Genomic DNA, 16,170 nt, shown 5'->3' with positions numbered 1-16,170 from the left:
TTTAAGGCGAAAAATGCAAAAAGAAGAGATGAATCTTGAAGAGCTAGCACTTGCTCACTCTTTAACACTTGAAGAATTAGATAATATCAAAGAGATCTTAGGAAGAGACCCAAATTATGTGGAAATTGGAATTTTTTCTGCAATGTGGTCAGAACACTGTTCATATAAATCAAGTAAAAAGTATTTAAGTGGTTTCCCAACTTCTGCTCCTTGGGTTATTCAAGGTCCAGGTGAAAATGCAGGAGTTATTGATATAGGTGATGGATACGCTGCTGTATTTAAAATGGAATCACATAATCACCCTTCATTTATTGAGCCATACCAAGGTGCTGCAACAGGTGTTGGTGGTATTATGAGAGATGTATTTACAATGGGAGCAAGACCAGTTGCATCTATGAACTTAATTCAATTTGCTGAGATTGAAGGTGATAGTGAAATAGCACAAAAACATAGATTTTTATTAAGAGGTGTTGTTTCAGGTATTGGTGGATATGGTAACTGTATGGGAGTTCCAACTATTGGTGGACAAACAAACTTTGAAGATTGTTATGCAGGAAACAACCTAGTAAATGCTTTTAACTTAGGTATTGCAAAAGCTGATGAAATTTTCTTAGGAATTGCAGAAGGTATTGGAAATCCTGTTATGTATGTTGGTTCTAAAACAGGACGTGATGGACTTGGTGGTGCTGTTATGAGTTCTGCTTCATTTGATGAAGATTCTGAATCAAAAAGACCAACAGTACAAGTTGGAGATCCTTTCACTGAAAAACTACTTTTAGAAGCTTGTTTAGAGCTATTTAAAGAGGATTTGATTATTGGTATTCAAGATATGGGTGCTGCTGGTCTTACATCTTCATCTTTTGAAATGGCAGGAAGATCTGGTTCTGGGATGATTATGCATTTAGATAGAGTTCCAGCTAGAGAAGAGGGGATGACTCCTTATGATTTTATGTTATCTGAATCTCAAGAGAGAATGTTAATTTGTGCTAAAAAAGGTTGTGAAGCAAAAATTATAGAGATTTTCCAAAAATGGGAATTGGATGTTGCAGTAATTGGTGAAGTTACAAATACGGGAAATATGGAACTATTCTGGCATGGGGAAAAAGTTGCTGATATCCCAGTTCAACCAGTTTCTGAAGAGGCTCCTATTTTAGATAGACCAGTTGCTAAACCTGCATATTTAGAGGGTATTGAAAATGTTGAAATGAACAAAGATATACCAAATCAAGAAGCATTTGACAAACTATTTTCAGATATGGAAGTTGTAGATAAATCTTGGGTTTATAACCAATATGACTCAATGGTACAAACAAACACTGTAAAAGGTCCTGGAAAACTTGATGGTTCAGTTATTAGAATCAAAGAGACAGGAAAAGCTCTTGCAATGAGTGCTGATTGCAACACAAGACAGTGTTATATTAACCCTGAACTAGGTGCAGCAGCAGCTGTTATGGAATCAGGAAGAAATGTTGCAATGACAGGAGCAGTTCCAAAAGCAATTACAGATTGTCTAAACTTTGGAAACCCTCAAAATCCAGAAGTTATGTGGCAGTTTGCTCAATCTTGTGAAGGTATTAAAAAAGCTTGTAAAGAGTTAAATACTCCTGTAATTGGTGGAAATGTATCTTTATACAATGAAACAAATGGTGTAGGAGTTTTCCCAACACCTGCTATTGCAATGGTTGGAGTGAATGATGATGAGAACAAAGTATTGCCTTCTTGTTTTCAAAATGATGGAGATTTTGCATACCTTTTAGGTGATACAAAATCAGAGTTTGGTGCATCATTATACATGAAAAGATTTTATGACAAAGTTGCAGGAGTACACCCTGAAGTTGATTTTGACAAAGAGTTAAATCTATGGAATAGTGTAATTGAAGCAAATAAACAAGATTTATTAGAAGCTGCAAAAGATGTAAATGTTGGTGGATTGGCAATTGCACTAGCTAAAATGGCAGTTGTAGGAAACAAAGGAGTAGAAGCTACTATTGAGCTTGAAAATAGTAAAGATATCTTTTCTGAAACATTGAGTAGAGCAGTAGTTGAAGTATCTCCTGATAATGCAGAGAGTTTTGAAAGACTTTGTAGAAATAGAGGAATTTCATATACTAAACTTGGAGTTATTGGTGGTGGTAAAATTGCTATCAATGATGTATATAAAGAGCTTGATGAAGCAAAAAATATCTACTTTAACAGATTTAAAGAAGTTATAGAACAAGACTTATAATAAAGGGGCACTTTTTAAGTGCACTCTTTATCTTTTTTAAATAAATTTAAAATCTTAAAACATGCCTTAAATGTAATCAATTTAATTGTATAATTTAGCTTATATTAAATTAATTGATGAGGTAAAAACAATTGCGTGTAGCATTTATTATTGAAAACTGGGCTAATATAGAGCCACTAAAAAGCACAACTTTAGCAGTTATAAAAGAGTGTATGACAAGAGGTCATAGGGTTGCAATTTTATATACCCATGATTTGACTGTTAGAAACAACACTGTTCATGGCTTTGCAAAGATGCTTAAATATGAGGGGAAAATTCCTGATTCAGTAACAACATTTTATAAAAAAACTACATATGATATAAAGTTAGTAGCTCTACATGCTTTTGATTGTATTATGATTAGAAAAGATCCTCCAATCTCACCTTTAGTATTCAATTTCCTTGATTCTGTTAAAAATGAGACTGTTATTATAAATGATGTGGATGGAATTAGAAAAGCAAATAATAAACTTTATACAACGACTTTCCATGACCCAGGAAACTCATTCTTACCTAAAACCCATGTATCTGGTAGTAAAAAGTATATAAAAAAGATAATTGAAGAGTCAAATGAACAAAAGATGATTCTAAAACCACTTGATGGTTCAGGAGGAAGAGGAGTTATTGTATTGGAGAAAAATGCAATGTCAAATATTAACTCTCTACTAGATTTTTATATTGATGAGTCAGGTGAAAATTATGTAATACTTCAAGAATATATTGCAGGTGCTGAAAATGGTGATGTTAGGGTTATTATGCTTAATGGTAAAGCAATTGGAGCTTATCATAGAAAACCAGCAGAAGGTGACCATAGAGCTAATATTCAAACTGGTGGAAGCGCACATAAATATACCTTAACTGAATCACAAAAAAAGATTTGTTCAAAGGTTGGTAAAAAATTAATAGCAGATGGAATTTTCTTTGCAGGTCTTGATATAATTGGAGACAAAATCTTAGAGGTAAATGTTTTAAATCCTGGTGGAATTACAAATATTAATAAGCTTAGTAAAGTTAAACTTCATCAAAATGTAGTAGATTTTCTTGAAGAAAAAGTTCATGAAAAGGTTGAAAAGAGAGCAGAGTTAGAGTATCTACTTAAAAAACTAAATGAATTAAGAGAGTAAAGTTTATTTCTTTTTACTCTCAATAATTGAGTCAGCTAATTTAGCTAACTCAAATTGACTTAATTTGATTGTTTTCTCTTTTAATGCTTGAATTGAAAAATTACTACTTATCATAACTTTTGCAGCATTAGCATAATCATTTTTGTTTTTTATAAAGTAAATTATTTGATTTACTTGTTCATTTCTATTTAATTCGCCACCTGAATGATTAATATTCATCGTCATCATTATATCCATTATAACCACTGCTATTACCACTATCATAATCATCATAGTCGTCATATTCATTATATTGATCATAATCCACAGTAAATATTTTCGGATATCCTAGTTTTTGAAGTTCAGCATCAATATTCTCTTCAGAGATTCTATTTTTTACTCTCTTCATTATAAACTCAATATCATCTTCTTTAACATCATTAGCTCTTAACTCATAAATAATAGATTCCATTACCCTTTCCCTAAATTATTTAATTCTTTGTAAAATCTATCTCTTTGAAATTAGCAAATCTGCTAATTTAACAACATCTTCTAGCGTAAGTCTCGCTGTTCTTGAGACTACATCCTCTAATTTCAAATTGTTTTGCAAAATTAGATTTATTGCACTGTTGAAGTCTCTTGTGTTTTTTATCACACTTGTAATTTGATATACAAGTTTGTTAAGAGGATCTTCAATATGATAATTTGATGGCAAATCATATGATCTCAACGCCATAATTTACTCTTTAAAAAAAATAAGAAAACAGACCAAGTCTAAATAAACTAAGTCTAATTTGCACACATAAACGTACTCTAACAAAGTACATTGACACATACTTAAACTTTAAATACGCACTACTGCGAGTCTAAAAGGTTTAAGCTACCCTTATTTAATCTAAAATTATAAAACAAAATAAAAATTTTTTTCCTAAAACAAAACTTAAAGTTTATTTACTGGAGTAAAAGTGCCATTTTATGGCTACTTTGCCTATAAAAAATTATTTATTTTTATTAAATTTTATAAAAAAAATCCATTTATAAAAATTAGATTTCTATGAAAAATCTACTTTTTTTGCTCTAATTGTTCATATAAGCTAATTAAATCGCCTAATACCCAAATATTAGATATCTTTCCATCTTTAAATCTGAAAAATGATGCCCCGTTATATTTGATACGATTATTAGTTGGTTCATAATTGAAAAGTTTTCCTTTATGGGTACCATTATAAACAGCTCTTACTGCAATAACTCCATTTTCTTCAACCATCATCTCAATTCCATGGTAAAGATTAGGAATAGCAGTTAAAATGTTTGTCATATACTCTTCAAATTCCTTTTTACCTTGAGTTTCAATATTTAAAGTACCTCTAAATGTTATGTCATCATCTAATAGTTCATCAATTGCTACTCTATTTTGTTTATTCCAAATTTCGTCATAATATCTTTTTACTAACTCTTTATTTGTATTTTTCATCTTCTTTCTCTATAAGTTATTTTTTCTTTTTTTATTCATTTTTACTGCATTTTTTTCAATAAATTGGATAATCTTTGATGCAATATCAATTTTTGATATTGTCTCAATCCCTTCAAGTCCCGGAGAAGAGTTTACTTCAAGTACAACAGGTCCTTTATTTGATTGTAAAATATCAACTCCTGCAACATTTAATCCTAAAACTTTTGCAGCTTGGATTGCAATCTCTTTCTCTTGGTCAGTTATTTTTACTAAAGAGGCAGTTCCTCCTCTGTGAAGATTTGATCTAAACTCTCCCTCTTTAGCTTGTCTTCTTATTGAAGCAACAACTCTATCTCCAATAACAAAACACCTGATATCTGCACCATTTGACTCTTTTACATACTCTTGAACTAAAATATTTGCTTTTAGTTCCATAAAAGCATGAAGTACACTCTCAGCTGCTTTGTTTGTTTCAGCCAAAACAACACCTAAACCTTGAGTTCCTTCTAACAATTTAATTACAAGAGGAGCACCTCCTACCATTGCAATTAAATCCTCTATATCATCAGGAGAACTTGCAAATCCAGTAATTGGAAGATTTACATTATGCCCAGCTAAAATTTGCATTGATCTTAGTTTATCCCTTGATCTTGTAATGGCAATAGATTTATTTAGACTATAAACATTCATCATCTCAAATTGTCTTACAACACTTGCTCCATAAAAGGTTACATCAGAACCAATTCTAGGAATAATTGCATCAAATTCATCTAAAGTTCTACCCTTATAGTGTATTTTAGGATTGTTAGCTGTGATATTCATGTAACATGAAAGAGTATCTATAACTTCAACTTCATGACCCCTTTGAATACAAGCTTGTACAAGTCTTTTGGTTGAGTATAGATTCTCATTTCTTGATAAAATTCCAATTTTCATTTTTCCCTCAATTTTTTATATATAAACTTTTTAAAATATAGAGCATTGACTTGACAGATTTTATTGATGCTGTCTCTTCAACTGTGTGATAACCTGTTGTTGGTACTTGGATTGTGGTTCCTTGTATTTTATTTTTAGATTCTTTAATGATTCTTCCAAGTTCTGTACTCCCCAATGATAACAAAGGTTTATTGCTCTCTTTTAATATTTTGTTTTTCTCTTGAATATATGCATCTTTACAAGAGAAAACAATATTATTTTTATGGCAAAAATTTTTAAGTAGTTTTAATAATGGAGATTTGAATTTTGCATTTGCATCTCTATTTCTTAATACTATATCTTGTAAATCTGCCTCATCTCTACTATTATATGGACTTGTATCAAGTACCAATAATTCTGATGTAGAGATATTGTTTTTTGCAAACCAATCTAAAATAAACCTCCAGCTTCTACCAGCTTCTTCTTGTGCTGTAAAAAATGCTGTTCCTTTATATCCATTTTGGTACAAATATATTATAAATGCTGCTGATAAAACGTTATCAAGCTGCGCCCAAATCAAATCCTCACTAACATCAAGTTTATCAACAAAAGCAATAGGAGTTCCTGGCATTAGATGGTGTAGTCCTTCGATCTTAAACATTAAGTTATTAATCTCTTCACACATATATACATCAGTAATCTTACCAATTCCCAAGTAACTTCCTGACCAAGGCTCATAAGCTTGAACTTGTTGATTCAAAAATCTTGATGAAATTTGTTGATAAGTCTGCTCTGAAACAGAGTTTCCTTTTAAATCATTTCTATTTTTTGTTTGGAATGCTGCAAATTGAAACTCATTTGGACCTGTACAAACAAGTCCATGTCTATCAATATGAGCGCTTAATAAACCACTGTTAGGTTCACTTCCTTGAGCAACCAACAATCCATCGTAATAAGAAGTTGAAATTCCTAACTCTTCAAGCTCTCTTTTTAAATAGAGGAAAAAAGAGTGTTCATAACCTATTACGGATGGAACTCTAATCAATTGTTTTAATGTATCTAAAAAGTCTGAAAAGTTCTGAACATTATCAATTAGTTCCCTAGAACGCTTCATAGAGAGTTTTCTGAATTTCATCTTTTCCCTTAATTTTTTAGTATAGAATAAGAGTATTCAATAAATTAATTTGATGGTTTTTCTAAATCTTCTTCAACTTTTGAATTACAGATATAGAGTTTTTCATCGCAAGTTACAACACATTCATCCGATTTTGAATTTGTCTCTTCGCAAACTGCTAAGCATTCATCATAAGCTTTTTCACAAGTTGCATATTTATCCTCAATTGTTTGATAAACCTCTTGTGCACTTAAGTTAAGGCTTGAGATTAGCAATAGAGGAAGAAAAATTTTTTTTAACATTTATACTCTCCTAAAAAAGTATCAATTAAATGTACAAAAGTACGACAGAAGAAAACCTTTTAAAGATAGACTGTTTAGGTACTCTTGGGGTTCTCGCTTATTCTATTTCGGAATTATAAATCAAAAAGTAGAAAATAAACTAAAACGAAACTTAAGTGAAGTTCTTGATTTTTAAAAGTGCCTTTTTTAGGAACTAATATTAAAAAAAATTTTTAGTTTTTTGAGAAGTGTTATGTTAAAAAAAGCTAGTTTTTTTAAAGAAAACTAGATTTTTATGTCAAAACTGACACTTTAAAATAAAAAATAGCCCATTTTGTATTTTTTTTATCTTATAAGGTTTTCTATTAAATGAGCAAAAAATAGGAAAATATTATCTTCCTATTTTTATAGCTCTTTTTTTAAGCTCTTGATAATCAATTATTTCGTGCCCTTGTTCAAGTGATTCTTTTGTTTCATGGGCACCAAAACCATAAGCCATTGGAGAGATACTAATAGTATCATAAAAAGCTTTTTTTGCATCTATCCATTTTGATGTATCTCTATCTTTAACCCAAATTATTGCACTCTCTTCCCATGTTATGTTCTCTTCTTGAAACCATAAAGGAACACATCCAATATCATCAAATTTATATACTCTTGAGTTTGTTGGATTGATAACTTCCACAGCAAAATTTCTATCACTAATAACCATTTTGCATCTTTCACACATATCTCTGTCCCAGTGAATCTCTTTTGGGTCTGTAGAGGTCTGATTATCACAACCACTTAAAAATGTTAATAAAACTATAAGATAAAACAGCCTAAATATATTTTTAATTTTGTACTCTATCATCTGAAACAATCTCCCCTAAATCCATATAAACTTGTCTATTTACAATATCTTTTACTTCATCCAATCTATGGGTTACAAAAAGAGATATTTTCTCTTTTTCGTTTTCTTTTAAGAGTCTATAAAAGTCATCCCTTGCTTTTGGGTCTAAGTTCGCTGTTGGTTCATCATAGATTATGATTTCACTGTTTTTTGCCAAACTAATGGCAATTAACATTTTCTGTTTCATCCCACCACTTAATTTAAAAAATGATTTATATAGGTTGTTTTTTATATCTAACTTCATTTCATTTGCATAGTGCATTATCAAATCTCTTTCTACATTTGAGCTAGTTTGAATATACTGAATTAACTCATCCAAATTTAGTTTAATTGGAGGTGGAAGTTGAGGTACAAAAGAGATTGCATCCAAAACTTTTGTTCTGTTTTTTATTGGATTTAAACCTTTTATTGTAACTTCCCCAGCATTTGGATGATAATATCCCATAATAGACCTAATAAGTGTTGTTTTCCCAGCACCATTAGGTCCCATTAAAGCTACATAATCATTTTTATCAAATTCTATACTTACGTTATTTAAAGAGGTATGAGAACCAAATTTTTTTGTTAAGTTTGAAACTTTTATCATTTTATATTAAACCTTTTAATCTAAAGTCAAATTTTAGTGCATTTGAATGGCATACATCAATACATCTTCCACACAAAGTACAATCAGCACCTGTAACATATTGGTTTTTTATCCCTTTCTCTTTTCTTTGTTCATCATATTTTGCTTTTGTTAATTCTAATACTTGATTTTCAAAGCAGACATCATGACAAACCATACAGTGGTCACATGAATCGTTCCATTGTATTCTAAGCCCACTTACTTTTCCTATATATCCAAAAGTTGTTCCAACTGGACAGATATATGTACACCAAGCTCTTCTAGAGTAAAAAACTTCAATTAAAAATACCACAACTACCCATGAAAGTGCTAAACTCCATCCATAGGCAATAAATCTACTTAATATCCCAACGATATTAAATGTTTCAAATACCAAATAACCACTTGTAAAAGCAAGTAATGCAAAAATAATCCAAAAAATATGTCTGATTCTATGATCAAATCTTCTGTTTTTGATTATTTTTTTATGCACTAGTGTATCATGGAGTTTTTCTCCAATCTCACTAAGTAGTCCATATGGACAGACCCATGCACAGTATGTTCTTCCACCAAATAGTAGATAAAAAGCAACAATTGTTGCAGTACCTATTACTATATTTGTATGGATATGATGCTCTGCAAGATACATCTGAATAGTTGTAAAAGGATCAATTAGGTGAAAACCTAAAAACCTTGAACCATTTAGTGTCCCTTCTAGGGTTTGAATATCAATTGCAAAAGATAGAAAAAATAGCAAATGTATTGTTATTATTACTGTCCATCTTTTTGTTCTTAGCGTCAAATGTGTTTTCCCTTTTTCATCTTTGTCATAAAAAGTTGAAAAAAAGGTCGAATGATTTATTGTCTCTTTGTTATTATATTTATCCATTTTTAGTTCCTATTCATTCTTAACTATTGATTTAAAGCATCTCTTTTTGCTTTAAATTGTGAAATCTCTTTGGCAAAGTTTCTAAGTTCTTCTTCTGAAAGATTTAGTAATAAGCCTTTCATAATAAGATTCTCTTTTCTTCCATCTTTAAAATCAATTAGAGTTTTATAAAGAGTCTCTTCACTTTGTCCCATAAGCGCAGGTCCCATAAGTTTTTTACCATTTTGAGTTCCTGAACCATCAACCCCATGACAAGATGAGCATTTACTTTTATAAGCATTACTTACTTCAAACATTGCAGTATTTCCAGCTTTGTCTCTTAATGCTTGTAGTTTTTCTTGCTCTATATTTTTTTCTTCTATAGGAGCAATTTTTGCATTTTGTTGCGCTACTTTCAAATCTTCAATAATTCGACCAGCTTCTCCTCCATGGTATGCTCCACCTTGACTAAAAACATATAAAATCAAGCCAATTACTATAACAGTTGAAGCTATTGCTATTATATTTTTCATTTTATATCCCTAATTTGTTTGTTAAACTCATAAATCTCATCAGCAATTTTTCTTATCTCTTTCTCATTCATTTGATTTACAAGTCCTGTCATTAGAACATTTGCATCTTTATCCCCTTTAAATTTCATAATTTTGTTAAAAATAAAATCAGAATCTTTATCCAATAAAGATGGACCAATAATTCCATTTGCATAGTCATTGTGACAAGCTGAACACTTTACAATAAACTCTTTACTAAGTTTTTTTACAAGTAATGAGATTTTGATTTTCTCATAAGGACTTCTTACATGCATATTTGCATCTATATTTGTTCTTGGTTTTACTCTAACTGAAGCATCACTATTTGCTGGTTGTGAATTTGGGTCATATTCACTCTTTACTCCATAATCCATATAATATGATTTCTCTGAAGTTTCATGATTTAATTTATCTGCAACCTTAATCTCTTTTGCATTTTTATTCTCTTCTACTTCAATTTTCAATGGAGCTTGTGTCTGAGATACCTCTTTATTATCTTTATTTTCCTCTTTTTTATCTGTACAACCAGAAATTAGAAATGCAACTGCAGCTGCTAATAATATTTTTTTAATCACGACTTAACTCCTTTTACTACATAATAATCTTCATATGTTAATCTTGGTTTTACTACAATTGCTGGCTCATTTGCAGGGCACAACTCTTCACAAACTCCACAACCTATACAACCATCATAAATTTCAGGTTTTTTACTATCTCCACTTCCTACCATTGAAATGGCACTTAATGGATTAGGTAATGGGCACATATCGGCACAAATAGTACATTGTTTACCTTCAAACTCATCAAGTTTACTTAACATATCTCTCTCTAATTGAGTTACATTATTTTGTTTGTTTGTAAAGTCATGTATTCTTTTACTATGACCTTTTGGTACGGGCGTATTTGTTAGAGCCAAACATCTATTTGGGAACTCTAAAACAGCAATTCCCATATGTGCATCTTCTGCTTTTTCTAGTGTATGCTCAAGTGCTCCACTTGGACAGGCAAGTACACATGGAACGGCACTACAGGCATAACAACCTCTCTCTCTTGGATCAATATGTGGAGTTCCAACTCCATGCCCCATAACTAAATCTGAGAGTTTTATTGAGTGATATGGACAAACCTGTAAGCATTGACCACACTTAATACAAAGGGCTAAAAACTCTTTTTCAGGAACTGCTCCTGGTGGTCTTAGTCTCATCTCTGCTCTTAATAAATGGGGACTAATTACTACTCCTGTTCCAAGAGCTAATCCCAAAATACCCAATGTGGAAAACTTTATAAAACCTCTTCTCTCTTCTTTAATATTTGCCATTATTAATCCTTATAATTTTAACTTTGGTTTCTCATCTTGCAAGAGAAAGATTGGCTCACTAAAAGGAGCCAATTTAGCAAGAAAATTTAGCAGTGAAATTACAGGGGAACCGTAAAAAAATTTTACACTTGGATTGTATACCCATAATTGATCTGCATATTGAAAAACCTTGTGGGGAGTATCACCAACATTATCTTCATTTTTATCAAAACCTTGATAATTATCCCAATAGTTCCCTACTATTTCATTTTCATTGGTTCTAGAACCACGACTATCATTTACAATATCTTCGATATTACCTAAGATAGTATTACCTTTGATTACATTATTCTCACTAAGTGAGTGAAAATGTACTGCTTCTGAGTTGTACAAAATTTTATTATCTTCAATCCAGTTTTTTGTATCAGGTTCAAAAGGAGATCTATCTATGTACATTCCTTGGGCACAATAAATTACAGTATTATCTTTAATTGTAAAATTTGATACATCTTTTAATCCTATACCCATTCCTGTCGCACCTAAAGAGCTCTTTATAACATTTCCTGTTGCAACAGAGTCTTGGCTATACATAAAAAATATTCCAACAGAATTAAATTGATAAGTGTTGTTTTTTATAAAATTTTTCCCAGCATACATAAAGTGTAAAGAGTATCTGTTGTACTCTCCAAAGTTTCCAGATATTTCATTTCCATGTGAGTACCAAACAACCATATCTCTTGATTTAATCAACTTATTGTTTTTTACAATGTTGTCATTTGAATACCACAATCTAAGACCATCGCCCCTTAATCCCAAATCCAAATCTTTTGAGGTGATATAGTTATCTGCAATTATAGAGTTGTTTGTCATAGAGACATCAATTCCAAAAAGAGAGTCTCTTATTGTACAGTTTGAAATTTCAGATTGTCTAGAGTTTGCGATTTTTATTCCAGCATCAATACCTTCATGTCTATCTCCACTATTTTGTATAATCAAATTTTTTATTGTCACATAAGGACTATTTATTTGAATAACTGTACCTTTGCCTTCTCCATCAATTATAACTCCATCCTCTTTTCCTATTATTGAAAGAGGTTTATTTATTACAATTGAACCTTTATATAAGCCTTTTGGAAGTTTTAAAATTGAACCTTCTGGTGCATTATCAATTGCCTCTTGTAAAAGATTTGCCCACATGAAGTTAACAAATAAAAATAAAAAGGCAATAAGTAGTTTTATCATAATTAGCTCTCTTTTTCAGCTTTTTTTGTCTCTCTAAGGGCTTTGTTTCTTGATAAAACAGCCAATAGACCAAGAAGTCCTATTACAACAAGCGTATAAAAACCTATATTTGGATAGGAGTGAGTTGTAAATTGTGCAATTTTCCCATCCCCAAATACTGTAGGCATAAAAGGTTTGATTTTAAAAGCTCCCCAGTCATGAAGATTGTGTCCAAACCAATAGAGCCAATATGAATATTCAGCAATAAAGATTAGTGGCAGTGCTGTTACAATCCACATAATATAAGTTAAGATTTTTTTGTGGTACAAGATAAAATATACCATAAACAAAGAGAGTCCTAATAGGGCATAAATACCAACTTCTCTTTCAAATCTTCCACCTCTCCACATAGGATCCATTCCTACATAGTGATTGATTGTATTCATCTCATGAACTTCCCCTGAAAATCCATCAAAGTGGAAAAATACAGGAATACCTTCTGGAAAGGCTTTTTTAGGATAGTTTGGTGCCTCTAATCCACAGGTCCAAATTGGAAATGAAGCTACACCTATTTCTGAAGAGGTCTCTATCATTTTTTCAAGATTATTATGAGCTTCTTTAGGAGTAGTAGTACTTTTGTATCTTCCTTCATTATAAAAGTTCCAAACCTTTATTGCTAGTGGCGATATCTCTTCAACTCTATTGTCATGAATTTTATTTAGAGTACCATGAAAAGCAACCATTGGAAAGGTAAATCCTATGGTCATAATAATTAATGCTAATGTTGCATAAATTTTTGATTTTATAAAACTTGGGTGCATACTTATCCTTCAAATTAAGCTTTAAACTATAAATTAATTCAATTTACATTTTAAAACTTATGGTTTTTATTTTATAAAATTAATAAAAAGGAGGAGATTTCTCTCCCCTTTTTACTATTTTAGAATAGGTTAGCGTTTTCGTCTACCCATTTTAAGTATTCGATAATATCTTTAACCTCTTCTTTATTCATATGTTGATTAGGCATTTTTAGATTGAAGTAGTCAATCATACCTTTTACATATGGGTCAGTGTACATAGATTGTGGATCTAAAATAAATCTACTTACCCAATCTACACCATTTTCATGTCTTTGTAATACACCAGTTAAATCTGGACCAGAAGATACTTTACCAATTACGTGACATCCATTACAACCACCCTCAGCAAATGTTTTTTCACCTCTTGCTGCAGCTGTACTTTGTGTAGTTGCAATAATTCTAACTAATGCATCTTTTGCTCTAATACCAACATCTGCTGTTTTAACCATTAATTGCCAAATCATATTTTCAAACAAAATAGCTTTTTCCATCTCTCCAGCTTTTACAGCTTCATCAGCTTTTTTCTTTTGAGCTGGAATTTGATTATATTGATCAAATGCATCTGTAACTAAGTTTGCAACAACTTTATGATCTTGATATTTGTTGTCTTTTAAGAATTTAACAACTGATTGAATAACAGCATCTGTTGCATTATTAACAGCAACTGTTTTATCATATTCAGCTTTTAACTCTTCAGGAGTCATAGATTTCATTTTAATTTTTTGTGCACTCTCATATTTTTTGTTAGGGTCTTTAACCATTAAGTAACCCATCATCTCCAAGTGAAGTGCAGAACAGAACTCTGTACAATAGTAAGGGAATACACCCTCAATATCAGCAGTAAAATCTAACTCAATAGTTTCACCTGGCTCTAAAGAACCGTGAAGATTATAGTGGTCAACTGTAAATCCGTGAGTTTCATCTTCTGCTCTTTCAAGGTTTGTAAGATACATAGTAACTCTATCACCTTTGTTTACAGTGATTCTCTCAGGATTGATGTGAGATCTAACTAAAGTTCCATAAACTTTTACATGGTTTCCATCCCTTTCAATTCTCTCTTGCCCTGCTAGAGTTTTACCAATGTGTTGTTTACCAGTTTTTGTATTTGTACCCATCTCATATCTTACATGAGGATGAAGTTTACTAGCTCTAATAGCAACTGCTTGGTGAGGTTCTCCCAATGGAAGAGGCATATCAACCAAAAGATCCATTGTTTTACCACTAATATCAATTAATTGGTGGTTTTGTGGGTGAAGTGGACCAACATTTTGGAATCTATCAATTGCCAATTTATTTAATGCAATAATATATTCCCCTTGAGGGTCAGCAGATTTCCCTTCCATACCAGCTAAGTGACCAATATTGTAGTGAACATTCTCTTTGTCAAGTACTTTTAGAGTTTTAAAGTTCCATTTTACAACTTGTGAGTCAACATATAATGAAGTATAAATCTCTCCATCAACAGGTGAGTATTGGTTATGCAGTGGCCCAAGTCCCAACTCTACTTGACCGTGAAGTGATTTTTTCATATCTAAAATTGGAATACCAAATGGGTCTTTACCAACAAACTCTTTATTGTCGATTAGTTTTTTGATTTTTTTGAAATCATAAACAGACGCATGAGTATCTAATTTACCACAAACAACAATATATTGTCCAGTTGGGTCAACATCAACTCCGTGTGGTGATTTTGGTTCAGGAATTAAAAATAGCGCATTATTTTTAACTGCAACATCCATTGGAATAACTTTGTGGTCGTTTATAATTTTTACATTTTTAGGGTCTTTAGATAGTTTGTAAAGTTTTTCCCAATTATAAACATGTAAGTAGTCAGTGTCATTTCTTGACATACCAGCTTCATTTGGTGGCATACCAACTTCAATTCCCCCTGTATACATCTCAGAGTTAAATGAGTTTGTAAATCCCCAACCATTACTTAACCCTTTCCCAGAGTCTGATAAATCTTGCATATATGGTGGCATCTCAATTGTATATGAGTCATTTGGAACAACTCTACCAATTTTTGGGTCAAATTTCCATACAGTTACCCCACCTCTATAAGTCTCTTTGTACTCTTCAATTGGGTGGTAGTTATTATCAAAAGGTGCAGCATATTGTGCAGCCTCTAAGATATGCTCAGAGTTTGGAGTAAAAAATGCTCCACCATGATCTGATTTGAATACAGGGTTAACTACAATCTGTTTTGTTTCAAAATCAGCTAAATCAATGATTGCAATTCTTGGGTTAGCTTTGTCATTGATTGCTAACCATTTCCCATCATATTTCCCATCAGTTTCAGAAAGTGCAGGGTGGTGAGTATCTCCCCAGTTAATCTCTCTACCTCTAATGTTTCCTTGTCTTAAGACATCAATTGAATCCTTATCGTATCCATAACCTTGCCAAGGTTCAGGAGTAAACACAGCAATATATTTAAGTATTCTCATAGATGGAACACCGTAAACAATCATTTGTCCAGATTGTCCACCAGAAGAAAATACCACATATTTGTCCTTGACACCAGTTGGATTATAAGTCTTAGCGGCTCTGATTACATCAACCTCAGAGAGACCTCTATCTTTCATAATCTTAGCTAACTCACCTGTTGCCCCAGAAGCGACTGAAGTAGTAAGTGCAGTTCCTAAAACCAATGAAGAAATTGTACTAAATGACTTTTTCATCTTAACTTCTCCTCCTTTAAATTTATTAGAAATAAATCCCTAATACGACAAATATTAACTATTACCA

Annotated in this window: 18 protein-coding genes; 2 read left to right on the top strand and 16 right to left on the bottom strand. The window is 31.6% G+C overall.

The features are described from left to right. The first annotated feature begins 13 nt into the window (after positions 1-13). Both purL and gshB read left to right on the top strand, forming a co-directional pair. Positions 14-2,227, top strand: coding sequence for a phosphoribosylformylglycinamidine synthase subunit PurL (purL, locus tag AEBR_RS11755; protein WP_129086737.1), 2,214 nt, complete (start codon positions 14-16; stop codon positions 2,225-2,227). Between the two features lie 131 nt (positions 2,228-2,358). Beyond that, positions 2,359-3,390, top strand: a complete 1,032-nt coding sequence (gene gshB, locus AEBR_RS11750; protein WP_128978884.1) for a glutathione synthase — start codon at positions 2,359-2,361, stop codon at positions 3,388-3,390. A gap of 3 nt (positions 3,391-3,393) precedes the next feature. Here the strand turns inward: gshB and AEBR_RS11745 are convergent, their stop codons facing one another. The 16 genes from AEBR_RS11745 to nosZ form a co-directional block, all read right to left on the bottom strand. Next, complete coding sequence (locus AEBR_RS11745) at positions 3,394-3,609, bottom strand: hypothetical protein (RefSeq protein WP_128978886.1); 216 nt, start codon at positions 3,607-3,609, stop codon at positions 3,394-3,396. Then, positions 3,599-3,841: a hypothetical protein gene (locus AEBR_RS11740; RefSeq protein WP_129086736.1), complete on the bottom strand. Its 243-nt coding sequence runs from the start codon at positions 3,839-3,841 to the stop codon at positions 3,599-3,601. Before AEBR_RS11740 ends, AEBR_RS11745 begins: the two co-directional genes overlap by 11 nt. A 36-nt stretch (positions 3,842-3,877) precedes the next feature. Next, complete coding sequence (locus AEBR_RS11735; protein ID WP_129086735.1) at positions 3,878-4,105, bottom strand: hypothetical protein; 228 nt, start codon at positions 4,103-4,105, stop codon at positions 3,878-3,880. Positions 4,106-4,432: 327 nt separating this feature from the next. Beyond that, on the bottom strand, positions 4,433-4,843 hold the full coding sequence (locus tag AEBR_RS11730; RefSeq protein WP_129086734.1) for an ester cyclase: 411 nt from the start codon (positions 4,841-4,843) through the stop codon (positions 4,433-4,435). 9 nt (positions 4,844-4,852) lie between these two features. Then, positions 4,853-5,758, bottom strand: coding sequence for a 30S ribosomal protein S6--L-glutamate ligase (rimK, locus tag AEBR_RS11725; RefSeq protein ID WP_129086733.1), 906 nt, complete (start codon positions 5,756-5,758; stop codon positions 4,853-4,855). Between the two features lie 7 nt (positions 5,759-5,765). Next, on the bottom strand, positions 5,766-6,872 hold the full coding sequence (locus tag AEBR_RS11720; protein ID WP_228712156.1) for a peptidase M42: 1,107 nt from the start codon (positions 6,870-6,872) through the stop codon (positions 5,766-5,768). A gap of 44 nt (positions 6,873-6,916) precedes the next feature. Further along, complete coding sequence (locus AEBR_RS11715) at positions 6,917-7,153, bottom strand: hypothetical protein (protein WP_129086732.1); 237 nt, start codon at positions 7,151-7,153, stop codon at positions 6,917-6,919. Between the two features lie 370 nt (positions 7,154-7,523). Then, complete coding sequence (locus AEBR_RS11710) at positions 7,524-7,985, bottom strand: hypothetical protein (RefSeq protein ID WP_129086731.1); 462 nt, start codon at positions 7,983-7,985, stop codon at positions 7,524-7,526. Next, positions 7,966-8,610: an ABC transporter ATP-binding protein gene (locus tag AEBR_RS11705; protein ID WP_128978899.1), complete on the bottom strand. Its 645-nt coding sequence runs from the start codon at positions 8,608-8,610 to the stop codon at positions 7,966-7,968. Before AEBR_RS11705 ends, AEBR_RS11710 begins: the two co-directional genes overlap by 20 nt. Position 8,611: 1 nt before the next feature. Continuing rightward, positions 8,612-9,517, bottom strand: a complete 906-nt coding sequence (locus AEBR_RS11700; RefSeq protein WP_129086730.1) for a NapH/MauN family ferredoxin-type protein — start codon at positions 9,515-9,517, stop codon at positions 8,612-8,614. Positions 9,518-9,540: 23 nt separating this feature from the next. Continuing rightward, a complete protein-coding gene (locus tag AEBR_RS11695) occupies positions 9,541-10,029 on the bottom strand; it encodes a c-type cytochrome (protein ID WP_129086729.1) in 489 nt (162 codons plus the stop codon). Next, entirely contained in the window at positions 10,026-10,622 is a 597-nt protein-coding gene (locus AEBR_RS11690) for a c-type cytochrome (RefSeq protein WP_129086728.1), read from the bottom strand. The genes AEBR_RS11695 and AEBR_RS11690 overlap by 4 nt, the downstream gene beginning before the upstream one ends. Further along, positions 10,619-11,365, bottom strand: coding sequence for a 4Fe-4S dicluster domain-containing protein (locus tag AEBR_RS11685; protein ID WP_129086727.1), 747 nt, complete (start codon positions 11,363-11,365; stop codon positions 10,619-10,621). The genes AEBR_RS11690 and AEBR_RS11685 overlap by 4 nt, the downstream gene beginning before the upstream one ends. Before the next feature lie 9 nt (positions 11,366-11,374). Beyond that, on the bottom strand, positions 11,375-12,586 hold the full coding sequence (locus AEBR_RS11680; RefSeq protein WP_129086726.1) for a nitrous oxide reductase family maturation protein NosD: 1,212 nt from the start codon (positions 12,584-12,586) through the stop codon (positions 11,375-11,377). 2 nt (positions 12,587-12,588) lie between these two features. Further along, positions 12,589-13,386 (bottom strand): cytochrome C, encoded by a 798-nt coding sequence (locus AEBR_RS11675; protein ID WP_129086725.1) that lies wholly within the window; start codon positions 13,384-13,386, stop codon positions 12,589-12,591. A 119-nt stretch (positions 13,387-13,505) separates the two neighbouring features. After that, the gene (gene nosZ / locus AEBR_RS11670) at positions 13,506-16,103 is read right to left on the bottom strand and encodes a Sec-dependent nitrous-oxide reductase (RefSeq protein ID WP_129086724.1); all 2,598 of its coding nucleotides are present in this window, start codon (positions 16,101-16,103) and stop codon (positions 13,506-13,508) included. Positions 16,104-16,170: the final 67 nt, after the last annotated feature.

The sequence above is a fragment of the Halarcobacter ebronensis genome (assembly GCF_013201825.1).
GTDB classification, from domain to species: Bacteria; Campylobacterota; Campylobacteria; order Campylobacterales; family Arcobacteraceae; genus Halarcobacter; species Halarcobacter ebronensis.
This window is presented reverse-complemented; position numbering and strand designations above follow the sequence as displayed.